The sequence below is a fragment of the Flavobacterium notoginsengisoli genome (genome assembly GCF_014207905.1).
GTDB lineage: Bacteria > Bacteroidota > Bacteroidia > Flavobacteriales > Flavobacteriaceae > Flavobacterium > Flavobacterium notoginsengisoli_A.
In genome coordinates, this window is sequence record NZ_JACHLB010000001.1 from 1258854 (window position 1) to 1280027 (window position 21174).

At 33.5% G+C, this 21174-nt stretch carries 19 protein-coding genes and 2 tRNA genes; 9 read left to right on the forward strand and 12 right to left on the reverse strand.

Going from position 1 to position 21174, the window contains the following annotated elements:
- Positions 1-76: 76 nt before the first annotated feature.
- The 6 genes from tsf to HNP35_RS05405 form a co-directional block, all read right to left on the reverse strand.
- Positions 77-1039, reverse strand: coding sequence for a translation elongation factor Ts (gene tsf, locus HNP35_RS05380; protein WP_026728620.1), 963 nt, complete (start codon positions 1037-1039; stop codon positions 77-79).
- A gap of 140 nt (positions 1040-1179) precedes the next feature.
- Positions 1180-1944, reverse strand: a complete 765-nt coding sequence (rpsB, locus tag HNP35_RS05385) for a 30S ribosomal protein S2 (protein WP_095927954.1) — start codon at positions 1942-1944, stop codon at positions 1180-1182.
- A 176-nt stretch (positions 1945-2120) separates the two neighbouring features.
- Entirely contained in the window at positions 2121-2507 is a 387-nt protein-coding gene (rpsI, locus tag HNP35_RS05390) for a 30S ribosomal protein S9 (protein ID WP_008466792.1), read from the reverse strand.
- Complete coding sequence (gene rplM / locus HNP35_RS05395) at positions 2507-2962, reverse strand: 50S ribosomal protein L13 (protein WP_111379262.1); 456 nt, start codon at positions 2960-2962, stop codon at positions 2507-2509. The genes rpsI and rplM overlap by 1 nt, the downstream gene beginning before the upstream one ends.
- 193 nt (positions 2963-3155) lie before the next feature.
- Complete coding sequence (locus tag HNP35_RS05400) at positions 3156-3968, reverse strand: ferritin-like domain-containing protein (protein ID WP_184157854.1); 813 nt, start codon at positions 3966-3968, stop codon at positions 3156-3158.
- A 25-nt stretch (positions 3969-3993) separates the two neighbouring features.
- Positions 3994-4740, reverse strand: coding sequence for a ferritin-like domain-containing protein (locus tag HNP35_RS05405; RefSeq protein WP_184157853.1), 747 nt, complete (start codon positions 4738-4740; stop codon positions 3994-3996).
- Positions 4741-4947: 207 nt separating this feature from the next.
- On the opposite strand from HNP35_RS05405, the gene HNP35_RS05410 reads away from it, so the two are divergent.
- Positions 4948-5973, forward strand: a complete 1026-nt coding sequence (locus tag HNP35_RS05410; RefSeq protein WP_184157852.1) for a LacI family DNA-binding transcriptional regulator — start codon at positions 4948-4950, stop codon at positions 5971-5973.
- A 38-nt stretch (positions 5974-6011) separates the two neighbouring features.
- Here the strand turns inward: HNP35_RS05410 and HNP35_RS05415 are convergent, their stop codons facing one another.
- Entirely contained in the window at positions 6012-6401 is a 390-nt protein-coding gene (locus tag HNP35_RS05415; RefSeq protein WP_184157851.1) for a hypothetical protein, read from the reverse strand.
- Positions 6402-6436: 35 nt separating this feature from the next.
- Positions 6437-9280, reverse strand: a complete 2844-nt coding sequence (polA, locus tag HNP35_RS05420) for a DNA polymerase I (protein ID WP_184157850.1) — start codon at positions 9278-9280, stop codon at positions 6437-6439.
- 314 nt (positions 9281-9594) lie between these two features.
- Here polA and HNP35_RS05425 point away from each other — a divergent pair, with 314 nt between their 5' ends.
- From HNP35_RS05425 to HNP35_RS05450, 6 genes are all read left to right on the forward strand, one after another.
- The gene (locus HNP35_RS05425; RefSeq protein WP_184157849.1) at positions 9595-9804 is read left to right on the forward strand and encodes a hypothetical protein; all 210 of its coding nucleotides are present in this window, start codon (positions 9595-9597) and stop codon (positions 9802-9804) included.
- 183 nt (positions 9805-9987) lie between these two features.
- Positions 9988-10662 (forward strand): response regulator transcription factor, encoded by a 675-nt coding sequence (locus HNP35_RS05430; RefSeq protein WP_184157848.1) that lies wholly within the window; start codon positions 9988-9990, stop codon positions 10660-10662.
- A gap of 9 nt (positions 10663-10671) precedes the next feature.
- Complete coding sequence (locus tag HNP35_RS05435) at positions 10672-12006, forward strand: sensor histidine kinase (protein WP_317618000.1); 1335 nt, start codon at positions 10672-10674, stop codon at positions 12004-12006.
- A 99-nt stretch (positions 12007-12105) separates the two neighbouring features.
- Positions 12106-12294, forward strand: a complete 189-nt coding sequence (locus HNP35_RS05440; RefSeq protein ID WP_184157847.1) for a hypothetical protein — start codon at positions 12106-12108, stop codon at positions 12292-12294.
- A 162-nt stretch (positions 12295-12456) separates the two neighbouring features.
- Entirely contained in the window at positions 12457-13692 is a 1236-nt protein-coding gene (locus HNP35_RS05445) for a metallophosphoesterase (RefSeq protein ID WP_184157846.1), read from the forward strand.
- Between the two features lie 73 nt (positions 13693-13765).
- On the forward strand, positions 13766-14068 hold the full coding sequence (locus HNP35_RS05450; RefSeq protein WP_184157845.1) for a thioredoxin family protein: 303 nt from the start codon (positions 13766-13768) through the stop codon (positions 14066-14068).
- A 23-nt stretch (positions 14069-14091) separates the two neighbouring features.
- Here HNP35_RS05450 and HNP35_RS05455 read toward each other — a convergent pair whose 3' ends face one another.
- Positions 14092-14733 carry a polysaccharide deacetylase family protein gene (locus HNP35_RS05455; RefSeq protein WP_184157844.1) on the reverse strand — a complete coding sequence of 214 codons (642 nt, stop codon included), beginning with the start codon at positions 14731-14733 and terminating at the stop codon, positions 14092-14094.
- Between the two features lie 95 nt (positions 14734-14828).
- A complete protein-coding gene (locus HNP35_RS05460) occupies positions 14829-18107 on the reverse strand; it encodes a glycosyltransferase family 117 protein (protein ID WP_184157843.1) in 3279 nt (1092 codons plus the stop codon).
- A 245-nt stretch (positions 18108-18352) separates the two neighbouring features.
- Between HNP35_RS05460 and HNP35_RS05465 the strand changes: the two genes are divergently transcribed.
- Both HNP35_RS05465 and HNP35_RS05470 read left to right on the forward strand, forming a co-directional pair.
- Positions 18353-18423 (forward strand) — tRNA-Gln (locus HNP35_RS05465).
- Between the two features lie 110 nt (positions 18424-18533).
- A tRNA-Gln gene (locus tag HNP35_RS05470) sits at positions 18534-18604 on the forward strand.
- A gap of 184 nt (positions 18605-18788) precedes the next feature.
- Here HNP35_RS05470 and HNP35_RS05475 read toward each other — a convergent pair.
- Together HNP35_RS05475 and HNP35_RS05480 are read right to left on the reverse strand one after the other, a co-directional pair.
- Positions 18789-19610, reverse strand: coding sequence for an AraC family transcriptional regulator (locus HNP35_RS05475; RefSeq protein ID WP_184157842.1), 822 nt, complete (start codon positions 19608-19610; stop codon positions 18789-18791).
- Positions 19611-19672: 62 nt separating this feature from the next.
- Positions 19673-21094, reverse strand: a complete 1422-nt coding sequence (locus HNP35_RS05480; protein ID WP_184157841.1) for an aldehyde dehydrogenase family protein — start codon at positions 21092-21094, stop codon at positions 19673-19675.
- Between the last annotated feature and the right edge of the window lie 80 nt (positions 21095-21174).

Below are 21174 nucleotides of genomic sequence, written 5' to 3' on the forward strand. Positions count from 1 at the left end.
AGTTTTTTATATCGAAAATCAATAAAAAAGCCCGAATAAATTAATATTCGGGCTTTTGTTATATTGGAAATTTAGATTAACCTAAAGTTACTCTTTTGAAACCAGTGATTTCAACGTTGAATCCTTTAACATAATCACCAACTTTTTTACTATCATCTTTGATGAAGTTTTGATCTAAAAGAGCTTTCTCTTGATCTAAAGTAGTGTTATCAGAAATGAAACGTTGAACTTTTCCTGGAAGAATTTTGTCCCAGATTTGCTCTGGTTTTCCTTCAGCTTTTAATTCAGCTTTAGCATCTTCTTCTGCTTGTTTGATAACTTCAGGAGTTAATTGAGAGAAAGAGATGTATTTAGGAACATTTTTTAAAGTTTTTCCTAAACGTTTTGCTTCTTCATTGTCTTTTTCGATTACAGCAATACGAGCAGCAAGTTCAGACTCAACGAAAGCAGGATCAAAATCTTTGTAAGATAATGTGTCAGCTCCCATAGAAGCAACTTGCATAGAGATATCTTTTGTTAAAGCTTCAGCGTTTGCAACTGGAGCAGAAATTGCAGTTAAAGCAGCAATTTTGTTAACGTGAACATAAGATCCGACGAAAGCACCTTCTAAAATTTCGAAACCACCGATTTCGATTTTCTCACCGATAACACCAGTTTGCTCGATTAATTTCTCAGCAACTGTAATTCCATTGAAATCAGAAGCTAATAATTCTTCTTTAGTAGAGAAGTTGATCGCTTTTTCAACTAAATCTTTAGCTAAAGCAACGAACGCTTCATTTTTACCTACGAAGTCAGTTTCGCAGTTTAAAGTAAGGATAGCTCCTTTAGTGTTATCTGCATTGATAAAAGAAACAGCAGCTCCTTCAGAAGACTCACGGTCAGAACGGTTAGCAGCAACTTTTTGTCCTTTTTCTCTAAGGATTTGGATCGCTTTGTCGAAATCTCCTTCAGCTTCAACTAGGGCTTTTTTACAGTCCATCATTCCAGCACCTGTAGATTGTCTTAATTTATTTACGTCTGCAGCAGTAATTGTTGCCATAATATTTTAAGTTTTAATGTGTTTAAAAGTAAAAAATTCCAGCTTTTAAATCCCAAACTCCAATTTTAATAAATTATCAACATAACGTTTTTAATTCTGGTTGGATTTTGGAATTTAAAATTTGGAATTTAAATTTTGATTTATTCTTCAGTTGCAGGAGCAGCTTCAGCTTCAACAGCAGGAGCTTCTTCAGCAGCTTCAACTTCTTTTTCTGCACCTCTGTCAGATAGACCTTCGATTACAGCAGTAGTTACTAAAGATAAAATTTTGTCAATTGATTTAGAAGCGTCATCATTTGCAGGAATCACGTAATCAACCTCTCTTGGGTCAGAATTCGTATCAACCATTGCGAAAACTGGAATGTTTAATTTTTGAGCTTCTTTTATTGCGATGTGTTCAGCTTTGATATCTACTACGAACAATGCTGCAGGTAGTCTAGACATATCAGCAATTGAACCTAAGTTTTTCTCTAATTTAGCTCTAAGACGATCAACTTGTAAACGCTCTTTTTTAGAAAGTGTGTTGAAAGTACCATCTTTCTTCATTTTATCGATAGAAGACATTTTTTTAACTGCCTTTCTGATAGTTACGAAGTTAGTTAGCATTCCACCTGGCCATCTTTCAGTGATGTAAGGCATGTTTGCAGCTTTTGCTTTATCAGCAACGATGTCTTTAGCTTGTTTTTTGGTAGCTACGAATAAGATTTTTCTACCTGATGCAGCGATTTTTTTCAAAGCTTCGTTAGCTTCTTCAATTTTAGCTGCAGTTTTATATAGATTGATAATGTGAATACCATTACGCTCCATATAAATGTAAGGAGCCATGTTTGGATCCCATTTTCTAGTCATGTGTCCGAAGTGAACACCTGCTTCTAGTAATTCTTTTACTTCTATTTTGTTTGCCATTTTTGTACTAGTTTACGTTCTGTTGATTAGCAATGTATAAATGGCGATTTCTCTGGCTTTATACATTTAGATGCTAAACTATATCCTACCTCGATAGGAGAGCAACAATAACTGTGTTTTTTAATTTCAATAAATAATTGATAATGTCTTGTCCCATCTGAACAAGACAGGTAATATTAACGTTTAGAGAATTGGAATCTCTTACGAGCTTTCTTCTGACCGAATTTCTTACGTTCAACCATTCTTGGGTCTCTTGTTAATAAACCTTCTGGTTTAAGGATAGCTCTGTTTTCAGCGTTAACTTCACACATTACGCGTGCTAATGCCATTCTTACAGCTTCTGCCTGACCAGTTGTACCACCTCCGTAAACGTTTACTTTTACGTCAAAGTTACTAGCGTTTTCTGTCATAGAAAGCGGTTGTAAAACTTTGTATTGTAAAGTTGCAGTTGGAAAGTAAGTTGCGAATTCTTTTTTGTTTACAGTGATGTTTCCAGTTCCCTCAGAAACGTATACACGTGCAACAGCGGTTTTTCTTCTACCGATTTTGTGAATAACTCCCATTACTTAAGATCATTTAGGTTAACAGTTCTAGGTTTTTGAGCTCCGTGTTTGTGCTCAGCTCCTACAACAACATTTAGATTTCTAAAAAGTTCAGCACCTAATTTGTTTTTAGGTAACATACCTTTTACAGCTTTTTCTACTAATGCAGCTGGATTTTTAGCTTGTAATACTTTAGCAGTTAAAGTTCTTTGTCCTCCTGGGTAACCTGTATGACGCATGTAAATTTTGTCATTCATTTTTGTACCTGTAAGGTTAATTTTTTCTGAGTTGATAACAATTACGTTATCTCCACAGTCAACGTGCGGTGTGTAACTTGGCTTGTACTTACCTCTTAAGATCATTGCAACTTTAGAAGCAAGACGTCCTAAGTTATGACCTTCAGCGTCAACAACAATCCACTCTTTAGTTACAGTGGCTTTGCTAGCTGAAACTGTTTTGTAGCTTAATGCGTCCATAATATTATTTTAATTAAACATTCCATCCCCAATAAAGGGGATGCAAAAGTACAATTAATTATTTTAAAACCAAATACCTGAAAGAATATTTTATCTGCTGAAAATCAGGGGTTCTGTTTTTTAATTATTTGATGAATAAAAAAACCGTCTCCACAATAAAGTGAAGACGGTTAAATATTTACAAAAAAAGTGACTATACAATAAATATATTGGCAATATCAACTACTTGTTGTGTCGTAAGTGGTTCATCATAAGCTTCGGAGCCTGCCGCAGCACCAAAAGCGGTCGCAGTATTGAATCCTGCCTGAACAGTTACACCTTCACCATCATAAACAGCTTGTGTTGCCGCTGGCATACCTGCGCCTCTTTCTGAGTTGGATATCCATCCTTTTAAACCTCGCAATCTTCTAACTTCAGAAGCGTGACGTGCTTCAACAGAGTGAATTTGCAATGCAGCAGTTAATAAATCGGGTGTTGTAATCAAGTTGGCCGCTTGTCCTTTATAGGCTCTTACTCCTGTGTCTTCAAAAGCTTGTGCTAAAGCCAAAAACGTTGGGTAATCTCCAAAAGGGTTAAATGCACCTCCAACAGTAAAGTCAAAAGTTGGTTTTGGTACAAAGTTAGCGCTTGCTGAACCTCCTAAGCCTGCAATTAAGAATTTTACGTGATCTGATTCGTGTGCCGCAATTTGCTGGAATACTTTTAAATCGCGTCCACCATTTTCAGAAGCTGGAATAACGCCTGAATCTAAAGCCATCGCGTAAAATTCATTTTCAAGATATTCTAAAGTCAAGGCAAATTGCAAAGCCCCTATAGGAGTTGCTGGCGTGGCGGTTATGTCTTTAGCGAAAGCTTTATTGGTAAGAGCCGACAATCCGAAAGGAATTGAAGCTAAGGCTAAATTTTTTCCAATATTCCCAAACTGTGAAAAACTGTCTCTTCGAGAACCAGTACTATTCATTAAATTGTCATCAGTAAAGGATTCTATAAATTTTAAAATGTTCATAATTTCTAAGTTTTAGCGGTTAAGATTAAGGCAAGTATTTAGCTGTGAATTTTGTGGTAATAAAACCAGCAGCAATCGGCAGTATTTTAGACGGATCTTTTGCATCGTCTAAACCTGTTGACATATTTACAATATCATCTCCGGCAAAATCCTTAGAATTCGGATTAATCAAACTTCGTATAGCAGCAGCGTGTCTTGCTTCTACAGAAACAATTTTTCCTGCTAATAATAGATAGTCAGCTGTTTTAATTAATTTTCCTGCACCATTATAAGCAGCGACTCCAGTATCTTCTAATGCTTTTGCAGTAGCAAGAACTTCGGTACGACTATTAAAGTTTAAAGAACCATAATTAAAAGCTAAAGAAGGAAGTAATTGTGAGCTAGGATCTGGAAGTGCTCGATTTAAAGCAGCTTTAAAAAAATCTCTGTGAACGACTTCGTGGTGGTACAAGTCGGTTAGAACTTCGCGTTCAAGGCTGCTGAAAACAGTATTAAAACTACTGGCATTAACAACTTTGGTATAAAAGTCGGCTTCTAATTGTTCAAGAGCGTATGCGTAAGTTAAAACGCCAAAATCTCCAGAACCTAAATCGAAGACACCATTTCTAATTCCTGGAAGAGAAGTGTCTTCTGTATTATCATCGTTGTCATTGTCGCTGCATCCAGCTAAAACTAAACCTGCGGTAACTAATGTTAGTCCGCTGAGCTTAAGAAAGCTCCTTCTGCTATCCAGGGAAGGGTTAACTTCCTGAATTTTAACTTCGTTTTTCATAATGTAAGTTTTTTAATAGTTAACAACACTGGTTTAGTTCTTAGGTATTTAGTTATTAACGAAATTTTAGGAGATGCGGTTTCAGAAAAATCTGCTTTTTTGATTTTATTTCGAATAGAGGGCATAATTTGAAAGACTGATAGTTGTTTTTTGTTTTATTTTCGGTAATTCTACTATATTTGTATTAATTACATAAACTTTGTATAGATGAAAGCTAAAGCAACTCTAAAACAAATTGCGAAAGAACTAGGTGTTTCTGTGTCAACAGTGTCTAAAGCTCTGAATGACAGCCCGGAAATTAGTGAGCAAACGAAGGTTAAGATTAAAGAGTATGCCAAACTCAAAAATTATAAGCCGAATGTTATTGGTCTTAATTTAAAGAATCGTAAAACAAAAACGATTGGAGTAATTATTCCTAATATTTTAAATTCTTTCTTTGCGAAAGTTTTTAGCGGTATTGAGAAAGTTGCTGATAAAAAAGGATATAATGTAATTACGTGTATTTCGAATGAATCTCTAGAAAAAGAAGTTCATACGTTAGAAATGTTAAGTAACGGAACAATTGACGGATTCATTTTGTCAGTTTCTCAAGAAGCGCAAAAACTTCAAGATTACAATCATTTTTCTGAAATAATTAATGATGGAACGCCAATTGTAATGTTCGATCGTATTGCAGATGAAGTAGATTGTGATAAAGTTGTAGTTGATGATTTTGATTCTGCTATAAATTCTACTCAACATTTAATTGATTTAGGATGTAAAAATATTGCGTTGATTTCTTCTGTAGATAATATTAGTGTCGGAAGATTGAGAACAGAAGGGTATTTGAAAGCTTTAAAAGACAATAATATTCCTGTAAACGAAAAAATTATTCTTCGTACCGATTCTGAAGAAGATATGAAAGCTAAAATCGAAGGGATTTTTGATCATAAAATTGACGGAATTTTTGCTTTGGATGAAAATGACTCTGTGGCTGCTTTAAGAGTGAGTTTGAAAAAAGGATACAGAGTTCCAGAAGACATATCTATTATTGGTTTCGCAGACGGAATTTTAGCTTCAAGACGTTTATCGCCAAGTTTGACAACAGTAAGTCAGCATGGAGTTGAAATTGGAGAAGTAGCGGCAAAAAGATTAATTGAAAGATTAGAAGAACCGGAAGGAACGGTTTCAGAATATGAAACAATTGTTATTAAAACAAAATTGAAAGAAAGAGAGTCTACTAGAAAAGTTTAAATAAAAGAAAAACCCATCATAATTGATGGGTTTTTTGTTTAGCTTTCTTGTATAAATTTAATTAGATAAACAAAAAGAATGACAATTATAAGTGTGATTCTAAATGTTTTTTGTTGTTTAGCTTTTAGAATGTAGCCATCTTTTTTTAGTTCCCATGTAAATAGCAGTTCAAGCAATGTGCTTTTGGGTGTGAGTACGAAATCTGAGATTTGGTAACTCTTATTTGCCTTTCTTAAAATTTCTTCTGCTTCTTCTTTTTCAGCAGCTTTAATTGCATTTTCTATTTCTGAAGTATCAACATTTCTATTGGCTAATTCATGTTTTGCTAAATAAACGGCGTCACGATTCCATTTTTTTGGAGAACCAACGATATTTAAAAGTTCCTCTGTTGTTCTGCTTTTTATAGGAGGTTTGAAGTTATCTATCATTCTTGCTTTTTATAATTTTAAAATCTAAAATTCTATCAATGCGCTTCTAACCAATCTTTACCCATTCCTAATTCAACTTCCAACGGAACTGACATTTTAAAGGCATTTTCCATTTCGTGTTTAATCATAGGCTGGATTTTTTCGAGTTCATCTTTATGAACATCGAACACAAGCTCATCATGCACCTGAAGCAGCATTTTAGATTTCCAGTTTTCGTCACGAAGTTTTTTATGAATGTTAATCATCGCTATTTTAATCACATCGGCAGCACTTCCTTGAATTGGTGCGTTTACAGCATTTCGTTCGGCAGCACTTCTTACAACCGCGTTTGCAGAATTAATGTCTTTTAAATAACGACGACGGCCTAAAATAGTTTGTACATAACCTTTTTCACGAGCAAATTCGACTTGCTCAGAAATGTATGATTTTAATCTTGGATATGTTTTGTAGTAAGCATCAATCAAAGCGGCACTTTCGCTTCTTGATAGCGAAGTTTGACTACTTAAACCGAAAGCAGAAACACCATATATGATTCCGAAGTTTACGGTTTTAGCGTTGCTTCTTTGTTCACGAGAAACTTCTTCTAGCGCCACATTAAAAACTTTTGCAGCTGTAGCTTTGTGAATGTCTTCTCCGTCTTGGAAAGCTTTAATCATATTTTCTTCGCCACTTAAAGCGGCAATAATTCGTAATTCAATTTGCGAATAATCGGCAGAAATTAAAGTGTAATTTTCATCGCGAGCCACAAAAGCTTTACGAATTTGACGACCTCTTTCGGTACGAATCGGAATATTTTGCAAGTTCGGATTATTAGAACTTAAACGCCCAGTCGCAGCAACCGTCTGCATATAATCGGTATGAACGCGCTGTGTTTTTTTATCAACTTGTTCTGGTAAAGCCAAAATATAAGTGCTTTGCAGTTTTACCATTTGGCGCCAATCTAAAATCTGTTTTACAATCGGATTGTCATTTGCCAAATAAGTCAAAACTTCTTCGCCAGTTGCGTACTGACCCGTTTTGGTTTTCTTCTGTTTTGCTCCGCCAATTTTTAGTTTTTCGAATAAAATATCTCCTAATTGTTTTGGAGAAGCCAAATTGAATTTCTCGCCCGCAGTTTCGTATATTTTTTCTTCTAAAGATTTGATTTCAACTTCCATTTCCGAAGACATTGCTTTCAAGAAATCAACATCTAAACGAATACCTTCCGTTTCCATATCGGCTAAAACGCTTACTAACGGAATTTCGATTTCGTCGAAAAGCTTTTTGGTTTCGGTTTTGTCTAATTCGTTTGTAAAGATTTCTTTTAATTGTAAAGTAATATCGGCATCTTCGGCAGCATATTCTTTAATGTCTTCTAAAGGAACATCCCGCATAGAAAGCTGATTTTTTCCTTTTTTACCAATTAAAGTTTCAATAGATTTTGGAGAATATTTCAAATATGTTTCTGCCAAAATATCCATATTATGACGCATATCTGGATTAATCAAATAATGCGCAATCATGGTGTCAAAAAGCTTTCCTTTTACGGTTACGCCATAATTAGAAAGGATTTTTAAATCGTATTTTAAATTTTGTCCAATTTTCTCAATGTTTTCATTTTCAAAAAATGGAACAAATTTATTAATCAAAGTTTGAGCTTCTTCCTGACTTTCTGGAAACGGAACATAGAAAGCTTTTCCTTTTTCATAAGAAAAAGACATTCCGACCAATTCTGCATGGAGCGCATCAATTCCTGTTGTTTCAGTATCAAAACAAACAGAGGTCTGTTTTTCTAAATTTTGTAAAAGCAATCTAACTCCTAAATCACCTTGAACGGTCTGATAAGAATGCGCTGTGTTTTCTAAAGTATTATAGAATGAAGTCCTTTCAATTTCCGCATTTTCTCCATTTGTATTTCCTCCGCCAAAAAGATCAAATTGATCTTCATTCTTCGGCTGTGGTTTCTTGTATAATTTTGCGTCTGAAACTTCTGGAGCAGTAGTTTGAGTTCCATCTGTTTTAAACAGATTATCAAATTGTTCAGCCATTCTTCTAAATTCCAATTCTTGAAAAATAGCATCTGTTTTTTCAATATCTGGACGAGAAAGTTCGTAATCGTCTTCATTAAAAGTAACATCGCAATCACAGATAATGGTTGCTAGTTTTTTAGATAAAATACCTTTTTCTTTATTGGCTTCAATGTTTTCTTTCATTTTGCCTTTTAGTTTGTCCGTATTGGCTAAAAGGTTTTCCATAGTGCCATATTCTTTCAGGAATTTTTTAGCAGTAACTTCACCAACTCCTGGCAAACCTGGAATATTATCGACAGCATCGCCCATCATTCCAAGAAAATCGATTACTTGTTCAGGTCTTTCGATTTCAAATTTTGCTAGAACTTCAGGAATTCCCCAAATTTCGATTCCGTTACCCATACGGGCAGGTTTGTACATGAAAATATTCTCAGAAACCAATTGCGCAAAATCCTTATCAGGAGTTACCATAAAAACTTTGTAATTCTGTTTTTCGGCTTGTTTTGCGATGGTTCCAATTAAGTCATCAGCTTCACAACCTTCCACTTCAATAATCGGAATATGCATGGCTCTTAATAATTCTTGAATATAAGGAACTGCAATCTTGATAGCTTCTGGAGTTGCATCGCGATTGGCTTTGTATTCAACAAACATTTCGGTTCTTACATGGCTTCCGCCTTTATCAAAAGCTACGGCCAAATGATCTGGTTTTTCTCTTTTAATTACATCCAAAAGCGAGTTCATAAAACCCATAATTGCAGATGTATCCATTCCTTTAGAATTGATTCTCGGGTTTTTTATAAATGCATAATAACCACGAAAAATTAATGCATAAGCATCTAGAAGAAAAAGGCGTTTTTGAGTCGACATATAAAAAATATTAGTCTGTAAAAATAAACAATTGAGGTTTGAAAAATTAATCAAAAAAGAAAAATTTTACCATATAAGTTATATGAGTTCATTTTAGTGGAGGCGCACATTTTAGAGACGCACCGCAGTGCGTCTAAATTTTATACGCTCAATATTTAAATGAACTTATATAACTTATATGGTAGAAAAAAGACAAAGCGTTAATATCAAGTTAAAGTCTTTAATAATGGTGTTTTCTTCATTTTTTCTTCATTTTACGAAGGTAATTTTGACCTATAAATTAAAAGGTTATTAATTCTTAAATCTTAGAAATCATGAGAAATTTATTAATGTTACTAGTAGCAGTTTTAGGAACAAGTGCAATGGTTCAGGCATTTCCAGCAAAAACAGGAAAAGAAGTTGCAGCAAAAGAAGTAAAAGCAACTAAACATCCTAAACACAAATCTTCTAAAAAAGCCAAATCAGAAAAAACAGAAGCTAAAACAGAAGCCCCAAAAACAGAAACTGCAAAAATGAATAAATAGTATGTTTTTTGTTTTGTTTTCTGAAGAGTATTAAGAAAGCAAAACAGGAAGGATAATTATGAAGAATGCAGATGCGAAAAGCTGATAAAGAAATTTGTCAGCTTTTTTCGTTAATATTTTAATAACGCACAATTTGGCTTTTTATAAATGATTACTTTTAATTGTGCTTAAACACGTTTGGTTATGAATATTTTAATTGTAGAAGATAATCGAGAACTCGCAGTAGAAGTTTATGATTTTTTGTGTAATGCTGGATATATCTGTAAAATTGCGCATACCTGTGCCGATGCTTTAGAAGAATTTAATAGTAACGATTATGATGCAATGCTTCTAGATTTAGGACTTCCTGACGGCGATGGATTTGAGGTTTTGCAAACCGTTAGAAAAACAAAATCGAAAATGGCGGTTATCGTACTAACGGCAAGAGGCGAATTAGACGACAGAATTAACGGTCTTCATCTTGGCGCCGACGATTATTTGACCAAACCTTTTGCTTTAACTGAACTTAGTGCCAGATTATTTGCCGTTATCAGAAGAATACACGGTTTTACTTTGAACAATCTTACGATTAATGGTTTTGTTTTGCAGCTTCAAGATTATAAAGTGAGTTTTAATGAACAGCCAATTAATTTAACCAAAAAAGAATTTGATATTTTTCAATATTTGGTTTTGAATAAAAATCGTGTAATTACGCGTCTTCAGCTTACAGAACATATTTGGGGAGATATTCTAGAAGTCAATTCCGATTCTAATTTTATCGATGTTCACGTTCGAAATCTTAGAAAAAAATTAGATAAACATGCACCTATAGACTGGTTTGAAACGGTTCGAAATGTTGGTTATCGTATAAACGAATAAAATAGTCTTGTGAAAATAAAACATCAATTAGCCATTTTTAACGCACTGACAAGATTGTTGGTCATTGTGATTTTGTGGCTGATGTTGCCGATTTTAGTTCAAAATGTCGTGTATCATCATATTAATAATAGTCTTCTCGAAAAAAAGAAGAAATTTATTGAACATCTTAATCAGGAAGAAATCAACGATTTCATAGAAAATCCAGATGATTCAACTGAAACTTTCTCTGAGTTCTCAACTCTTCATAGTGAATTTCTGGTTTTATCGCGTGTTCCAATAAAACCTCGTCAGAAGAAAACAACTTTTACAAACGAGTATCGTAAAATTGAAAATGAAGAAAGTGAATATCGAATTCTGAAACATCATTTTACTTATGAAGGAGAAGATTATCAGCTTGAAATTGGAAGTAGTTTAAGCGAAGTAAATGATTTGACTTTTGTCATTCGCTTTTTTATCCTCATTGTTTTTGTTGTAATTCTACTAATAACATTTTTAGCAGACACTTTTTATATAGAATATCTTCTTAAGCCATTTTATAAAATTATTGATACCAAAATCAGGCGTGTAAACGAACCAGAAACATTTGACCATACTCCAATAAAAGCCGCTTCTCGCGATTTTAGAGAATTGGACTTTGTTTTAAACCAAATGATGGATCGTATTGCAGAGGTTTTCAAAAAAGAAAAACAGTTTATTTCTAATGTTTCGCACGAACTTCTAACGCCAATTGCACTTCTAAAGAATAAACTAGAAAATTTATTGCAAAACGAATCTTTAGACGATAATGCTTTCGATAAAATAGCAGGTTCGCTCAAGACCTTAGATATGCTGAAAAAAATCATTAATAATTTATTGCTGATTTCTAGAATAGACAATAATCAATATGAAGCCAATGAGGAAATAAATCTTCGGGAAATTGTTGTCGATTTACAAGAAGATCTTCAAGATCGTATTGATGACAGAGAAATTCAGTTTGTGAATAAAATGGAAAACAGTTTTATCTTTTTAGGAAACAAAACGTTAATTCATATTTTGATTTATAATTTGGTTACAAATGCCATAAAATACAATAAACCTAACGGGAATATCATTATAGAAGATGGTTTTGTGGATGAACATTATTTTATACAAGTAAAAGATTCTGGAATCGGAATGGACGAATCGCAATTAGAAAAAATATTTAGCAGATTTGCCAGAATTAATTCCGATCAAGAAGGGCAGGGATTAGGGCTTGCAATTGCTCAGAGTATTGCTTCTTTCCATCATATTGAAATTAAAGTAGAATCTGAAATAGGAAAAGGAACTTCTTTTGTACTATGGTTTCAAAAGCTAATTAAAAGTTAAAATTTCCTGTAAGACTTTTTCTTCATTTTGTCTTCATTTTGCGATTATATCTTTGACTTATAAATAATGAAATAATAATAATCAATAAAATTTAAAGTCATGAAAAAATTAGCAATTTTAGCAGTAGCAGTTCTAGGAACATTCTCAATGGTAAACGCACAAACAACTCCAGCGGCAGCGCCAGCAAAAGAAGTAAAAGTGGCTAAACACGATAAAAAAGGAAATAAAAAAGCTAAAGGAGAGAAAAAAGCAGAAGCTGTAAAAGCAGAAGCTCCAAAAGCAAAATAAAATAGCATAAATGCTGAAGATTAAATAGTTTTAAAAAGGTTGGTAGGTGAAAAAGCCGAAAGAGTCTTCTTTCGGCTTTTTCTATTTAATAGCGTTAAATTTTTTATAATGAAAAGCAAAAGCATTTTCTTTCTTTGTTACTTTTGCTTAAAACTATAACAAATGATCCTTCGTTTTGTAATTCTATGCGCTCTTTTTTTATTTATTGAGTTCTATTCTTATCAAGCTTTCCGAACTTTAATTAAAGTAAGATGGGCTTTAATAAGTTATCAAGTTATAAGCTTACTGCTTTTACTTTTTATCATATATTCTTTTACGCAATTTGACCGATCTGTTGGACAAACCAAACAGACCATGTTTACTATGGGTTTAATGTTGCTGGTTTACGTACCCAAAATCGTACTTACGTTGGTGATGTTTGGTGAGGATATTTTTAGAATAGGGGCAAGTATTTTAAATTATTTCATTTATAATACTCCAAGAAAAGAAATGATGCCAGATAGAAGAAAATTTGTAAGTCAGATTGCTTTGGGCTTGGCGGCGATTCCTTTTCTATCCTTGATTTATGGAATTTTTGAAGGAAAATATAATTTCAAGGTTTTTAAACAGACTATATTTTTTCCTGATCTTCCAGATGCTTTTGATGGTTTCAAAATTACCCAAATTTCAGATGTTCATAGTGGCAGTTTTGATAATCATGAAAAAATAAATTACGCGATTGATCTGATAAACCAGCAGGATTCGGATTTGATTTTGTTTACAGGAGATATTGTAAATACACATGCTAAAGAAATGCATCCTTGGCTAGAAACTTTCAATAGAATAAAAGATTATAAATACGGAAAGTTTGCCGTTTTAGGAAATCACGATTACGGCGAATATGTAACTTGGCCTTCTGAAAAAGAAAAAGATGAAAATTTTAAGGCTATTAAAAATTTATATGACCAGATTGGTTTCAAATTAATGTTGAATGAACATACGTATATTCAAAAAGGCGCAGATAAAATCGCTCTTATTGGAGTAGAAAACTGGGGTGTAAATTTTAAGAAAGCTGGAGATTTAAACAAAGCCTCAGAAAATGTGCATCAAGATGATTTTAAAATTTTGATGAGCCATGATCCAAGTCATTGGGATGCTGAAATTAAAGAACACCCAAAGAATTTTCATCTGACTTTTGCAGGACATACACACGGAATGCAATTCGGAATCGAAATTCCAGGATATTTCAAATGGAGTTTAGCGCAATATATCTATAAACAATGGGCAGGATTGTACGAAAACCTCGGAAGATACGTTTATGTTAACCGCGGATTTGGTTTTCATGCTTATCCAGGGCGCGTTGGAATTATGCCAGAAATAACGGTTATTGAACTAAAAAAGGGCCGTAATGTCGCTTAATTCGTTAAAAATGCTAAATTTGTATTATATTTAATTCTATTAATAGATTTAAAAACTTAAAATTTTTGGTTTTATGTCAAAATTTGGAGAACTAATAAATGCTCAAGTTCCAGTGTTAATTGATTTTTACACCGATTGGAATGAATCTTCAGTTTCTATGCATCCTGTAATTAAGGATGTTGCGGCTGCGCTTGGCGATAAAGCCAAAGTGATCAAAATTGATGTAGATAAAAATCAGGAACTGGCAGAAGCACTTCGTATAAAGGGACTTCCAACTTTAATGATTTATAAAGATGGACAAATGATCTGGAGACAATCTGGAGAACTTGACGCGAATACTATAATCGGAATTGTTCAAGATCAATTCAACGTTTAAATAACTTCTCTTTGTGATGTTATTTAATGAATAATGTCAAACTTATATCCATTTTCTTTTAAAAAATGAAGCGTTCTAGGTAAAGCAAATCTCAAATTTGGAGAAGCCTTGATACTGTCATGAAAAACAATTACACTGCCTGATTTTACATTTTTGGTTACATTTTCCAGACATTTTTCAGGGGTGATGCTTTGATCAAAATCAGCGCTCAAAACATCCCACATTACTATTTTATAGCCTAATTTTCTAAGGACTTTAGATTGTGCTTTTTTGATTTTTCCATACGGAGGACGAAATAATAAACGGCGTGGTGCTTTTTCTTGTTCGTCTAGAACTTCAGCGCAGTTTTTTACGTTTTCGATATAATCATTCGTGTGGATTTTCCATCCATTAACATGATTCATTGTGTGGTTGCCAATAGAGTGGCCTTCTGTAATTAGTTTTTCGAATAAGGCCAAATTGGCTTTAATGTTTTTTCCGATGCAGAAAAAGGTAGCTTTTGCATCAAATTTTTTCAATTCTGATAAAACCCAATCTGTGATTTCTGGAGTTGGGCCATCATCAAATGTTAGGTATATTTTCTTTTCGTTGTTAGGAATGTCCCAACAATATTTAGAAAATACCCTTTTAATGAATGAATTCGTTTTTACCCAATAAAAGCCCATCTTGAGTTGAGTTTAATTATATGTATAAAATTAAAAAATGCAGCGCTATTTATCAAACAGTGCTGCATTTTTTTAATTGTTAAAAATTTCGTATATTATTCTTTTTCACGTCCAAAACGCTCAAAAACATTTACATAAGTATTAAATGTTGCTTTGTGTTTGTTGTAAAAAGCATTGTCTTTGTTTTCTTGCATTACGTGCAATAAACTTCTGTAGCGCTCAATATCTGTGATAATATCAATTGCCAAATCAGATTGATCAGAAGGAGTTAGCGTGCCGTAATAGTTTAGGTTTTCGTTATACTTCTTAACTAATTTGTTTAACAAATCTTGAGCTTTAGCAGTTTCTCCAACTTTGTAATATCCATCCGCAAAAGGTTCAACTAGAGAATAATAGCCATATTTGTCTAAAGGCAGTTTTGTCATCGCTAAATTAATTACGTTTTTAGCTTTGTCGATTTTACCTTCTTCAATAAGTTGATTCATTAATCTAGAAAGATTGGTACGGTACGTAATACTGTTTCTTCTTGTTTCTGGATCGTGATAGATGTTGCCATTGCTATTTCCCCAATCCCATTTCATTACAATATTGTACATTTTTTCAGAATCAATTTGTCCCATATCTAACGGACCTCCATCTTTAGAAGGAGTAGTTTTTACAGGAACCAGTTTGTAAACCATTCCATCTAACTGTAAATAGTCTTTTAACCATAAATAATCTTCATCGTCAAATGCACCTCCGCTAAAATAAATCGGTCTTTTCCAATTATTATTAGCCAAGATATCCAACATCATCAAACGGTTTTTGTATAAAGCACTTCCTTTAATATCAATATCTAAATAAGGAACAATAGAATCGTTGTATTTAGGATTAACAATTTTGTTTTGAATGATAACGTTTTTGTCAACATTCACTCTAATTTTATTTGTTGGATAAAAGTGAATAGTTTGCCCATTTTGTAAACCAACTGTCGATTTTGGGTTTTTAATAAAATCGATAAAATCTTTGATGTTCCAACGAGTATCAATTTTCTGAATATAAGCTGTGTAATCCAAATTATCTCCAACATACTGTTTATGTTCAAAAGAAATAGGAAGTGGATTAGATTCGTATGATTTCGCTTTCATCTGATCGATATACCAATCAGTCATAAATAAACTAGTATTTACAATCTTAACATCAGTTCTAAAATGCTCAATTTCCTGTGCATACCAAAGCGGGAACGTGTCATTATCTCCAATTGTAAAAAGAATAGCGTCTTTGTCACAAGAGCTTAAATAAGCTTTTGCCATTGCAACAGCCGTGTATCTGCCAGATCTATCGTGATCATCCCAGTTTTGAGAAGCCATAAGAACAGGAGCAGCTAATAAACTTCCTGCAATAATAACTGGTCCAGCAATTTTTGGAGCGACATATTTTTGGAAGCTTTCATATAAAGAATAAACTCCAAAACCAATCCAGATTGCAAAGACGTAGAAGGAACCTACAAGTGCGTAGTCTCTTTCACGAGGCTCAAAAGGTCTTTCGTTAAGGTATATTTTTAATGCGATTCCTGTGAATAAAAATAAAGCCAAAAGTACATAGAAGCTTTTAAGGTCTTTATTGGCGTGATACATTAAACCAATTAAACCTAAAATAAATGGAAGGAAATAATATGCATTTCTTCCTTTGTTGTTTAATACATCTGATGGCAAATTATCTTGAGAACCTAAATGAATTGAATCTAAAGCCTTGATGCCGCTGATCCAGTTTCCGTCTAGATTGTCATATTTACCTTGAATATCGTTCTGACGCCCAACAAAATTCCACATCAAATATCTCCAGTACATGTAACCGAATTGATATTCAAACATAAAACCAAAATTATCTGCAGCAGAAGGCTTTTCGATAATTAAATAATCTTTATAACTGCTTAAAAATTTAACATAACCTTCGTTATCAATTTGTTTTTGAGCGTATGCTTTTCTGAATTCTGAAACCGTTTTTTCAACTTCATTACGCAATTGAGCAGTCGCTTTATTGTACTCGTCTTCACTTAATTGGCTTGCGTCAATTCCATATTTTGCCAATTCTTCATCATAATCATAATTTGGGTTGATTTTGAATTTAGGAGGATTTGTAAAGTTGATGTAGTTCTGAATATGAGCTGTTTCAGTGCTCCATAAGCGAGGCAAAAATGTCTTTTGGTTGTCATCAGAATTCTGCTCTGCATTTTTATAGTTATTGGTAATAACGTATTTGCCAGTTTTATAATCTCTTTCGTAGTTTGGTTTTTTGTCTAAATATGGCGTTTTTGCATCAAGTCCTGCATAAACCTCAGTATATTGTGGTCCATAAAATAATGGATTTGCACCATATTGTTCACGATTATAATAAGCTAAAACTTCTGAAGCATCCGAAGGTTTATTTTCGTTAATAACTGTATTGGCATTTGCACGAACTGGTAGCATTAACCAAGTTGAGAAACCAATCAGAATGAATAAAATACATAATATAATAGTGTTGTAAAATATTAAGCCTTTTTGTTTGGTGTATTTTAATCCAAAATAGAAGAAAGCAATAAATACTAAAGCAACAAATATAGTTCCTGAATTAAAAGGTAATCCCATGCTATTTACCATGAATATTTCAGTTTTTCCGAAAAATGCCATGGTTAAAGGAAGAAGTAAAATGAAAATGAACAATAGAATTCCAACAACAACAAGGTTAGCAATTATAAAATTCTTTATTGTAACTTTTTCATAGTGTTTGAAATAGTATAAAAAACCAATTGATGGAATGGTTAAAAGAGCCATAAAGTGAACTCCAAATGAAAGTCCCACAACCAAAGAAATAATAAGAAGCCATTTATTTCCTTTTGGTTTGTCCATATCTTGCTCCCAACGTAAACCAAGCCAGAAAAGCAATGCAATTAATAAAGATGCCATTGCATAAACTTCGGCTTCAACTGCGTTAAACCAGAAGCTGTCAGAAAATGTATAGGCCAAAGCACCAACAAATGAACTTCCCAAGATAACAATCGAGTTATTTTGGTCAATCTCTGCAAAACGAGCTACAATCTTTTTCAAAATCATAGAAGAAGACCAGAACATAAATAATATGGTAAATGCGCTAGAAAAAACAGACATCATATTAACCATAAGAGCAACATGTTGAGCATCTATTGCAAACATTGCGAAAAATGCACCCATCATTTGAAAAAGTGGAGCTCCCGGTGGGTGACCTACTTCAAGTTTGGCTGCGGTAGCAATATATTCTCCGCAATCCCAAAAGCTCATTGTAGGTTCAACTGTTAATGTGTAGGTAATTAAAGCGATTGCAAATGCAAACCAACCAATAATTGTATTCCATTTATTGAAATTGAATTGTGCCATATTTAGGTGTTAAAAATTTGAAAGTTTTCTATCCTACAAAGAAAATGTTTTTTTATGTAAAGAATCGAGCATTAACAAAAAATTCTATAAAACTATATTTAAAAAGTAATTTGTTGTGTATGAGTTGCTTCTGAGGTTACGAAAAGTTTTGAAATGAAAAAAAACTAAAAAAGTGATTTTTTTTAGTTAAAAAGTTTGCGAAAACTAAATAAAGCCTTAAATTTGCACTCGCTTTACAGCACTGCTGGTCTATGGTGTAATGGTAACACTACGGTTTTTGGTGCCGTCTTTCTAGGTTCGAGTCCTAGTAGACCAACATAAAAAGTCTCTCAGAAATGAGAGACTTTTTTTTATGCAAAAAAAGTTGTTTTAAAATTTGCATAAACTAAATAAAGTTTTAATTTTGCACCCGCTTTACAGCACTGCTGGTCTATGGTGTAATGGTAACACTACGGTTTTTGGTGCCGTCTTTCTAGGTTCGAGTCCTAGTAGACCAACATAAAAAGCCTCTCAGAAATGAGAGGCTTTTTTTATGCTCTGAATTCAGATGTATTTTCTTTTTTTAACGCAAAGAACGCTAAGGTATAATCAAAGAAGTTTGTCTAATAAGAACGTGAAGTTCGCAAAGCTTTGTCAATTATGGACTTTGTTGATTTTGTGTTTTAAATATGGCCCGTGGTTTCAACCACGGGAAACGTATTTTTGATTTAAAGAAGAAGGAACGATTCCGAATTTCTTTTTAAATGAAAATGAAAAATGAGATAAGTCTTCAAAGCCGACTCCTATGTAGACTTCGGAAGGTAGTTTTCCTTGGCTGATTAAATAATATGCTTCTTGCAGTCTTTTGTTTAAAAGCCATTTTCCTGGAGTTTCCTGAAACACTTTCTGAAAATCTCTTTTGAATGTGGCTAAGCTTCGACCTGTTAAATAGGCAAATCGATGCATTTGTACATTGAAATGAAAATTTTTGTTCATAAAAGCTTCCAAATCAATTTTGCCGGGCTCATTAAAATCAAATAAAATGTCTTTTAGCTCTGGATTGACTTTTAATAAAAGATGGACGGCTTCTTTTATTTTTAAATTAAATAAAGCTTCGTTGCTTTCCTGTTCAACTTCGAGATAAGATAATAGCGATTCCATGAAAGAATGGTAAAGCGGATTCGGAGATAAAGAAAACATTGCTTCGGAATCGGTCTTTTTGCTGGCGGTATAGTTGTATTCTTTACTGATTTCGCGTAGAATTTCTTGATCTAAAAAAAGAGAAATGGTTTTAAATTCTCCTCCATCAGGCGGTATTTTAGTAAATTTTGCTAAATGATTTCTTCTGCTAAAACGAAAATCTCCTGGTTTGGAATGAAAAGTGTTTTTGTTGTCAGAAGCAATCATTTCTCCAGAAATCTGGTAACTAAAAACATGTTCAGGTATAAAATGTTCTCCTTCTCGGCTGCGAGAATAGTAGCAGGAGTAAAGAATTTTTGGTTTTGTATTGGTTTTTGTACTCATATCGTAAAGTTACTAAAAGATCCGGAAAATCTTTTTGAGAAAAGACTTCCGTATCTACAGAATTATTTTTGTTGAATTAACGCTTTAGGTTCTAAATAAGCTTCAAGCCCTAATTCTCCAAATTCACGGCCAATTCCAGATTGTTTAAATCCTCCAAAAGGAGCCATCGGATCGTGACTAATTCCATTTATTTGAACTCTTCCTGCATTAATTTGTGAAGAGACACGGTGAGCTCTTTCCGCGTCGGCAGAGCTTACATAGGCTTGTAGTCCGTATGTAGTGTCGTTGGCAATTTCAATTGCTTCTTCTTCTGTTTTGTAGGTAATGATGGATAAAACAGGTCCAAATATTTCTTCTTGAGCAATTCTCATTTTGTTATTTACATTGATGAAAACGGTTGGTTTTACGAAATTTCCCTTTTCTAAACCTTCTGGTTTTCCTAATCCGCCGGTTAAAATTTCTGCACCTTCGTTAATTCCAATTTTAATATAATCTTGAACGCGATTAAATTGTTTTGCGCTTACCATTGGTCCGACTGCGGTGTTTGGATTTCTTGGGTCGCCTACAATTGTATTTGAAAGGACTTCTTTAATGATGGTTTTGGTTTCTTCTAATTTGTTTTCTGGAACTAATAATCTTGTTCCTGCAATACAAGCTTGTCCGCTATTCATAAATGCGGCGATAACTGCAAGTGGAATTGCTTTAGAAAAGTCAGTATCATCTAAAATAATATTCGGAGATTTTCCTCCAAGTTCCAGTGTGACACGTTTCATCGTGTTCACGGCTTCTTTCGCAATGATTTTTCCAACGTTTGTTGAGCCTGTAAATGATATTTTGGCAATATCGGGATTGCGGCTTATTTCGCTGCCGACTACTTCGCCTAAACCATTTACAATATTAAAAACGCCTTTTGGAAGATTGGCTTCATGTAAGCATTCTGTGATTAATTGTGTTTGTTGAGCACTCATTTCGCTTGGTTTAATTACAACTGTACATCCAGCGGCAATTGCGGTTGAAAGTTTACTGCAGATAAAACCATTGCTAGAATTCCAAGGAATAATGATTCCGACAACGCCAATTGGAGTCATTTGAACTTCTGATTCTCCCATTGTTTTGGTGAAATCGTAAGTTTCTAGTAGTTGAATCGCAGAGTCAAAACTCTTTTGCATGTAAATGAAGCTATTGGATGCGAATTGAAATGTTCCTCCGTATTCTTCTGTTACAACATTTATAAAATCATCTTTTCTTTTTTCAATTGCTGTTTTGATGTTTTTAAGAAATTGAATTCTTTCTTCTGCTGTAGTTTTTGAAAAAGTTTTAAAAGCGATTTTGGCTGCGTCAATTGCTTTTTGAGTGTCTTCAGTGTTTCCTAAAAGTACTTTTCCTAATTTTTTATTTGTTGTGGGGCTGATAAGGTCAAAATATTCTGTTCCTTTTGGAGTAACAAACTCTCCATTAATGTAAATTTTGTCTATTGTTTTCATGTTGTAAGTTTTAATGAATTTTTATTTGACAAATTTCTTTAATAAATGGAGGTTTGACTTTGTTGAAAAGCTCAATTTTA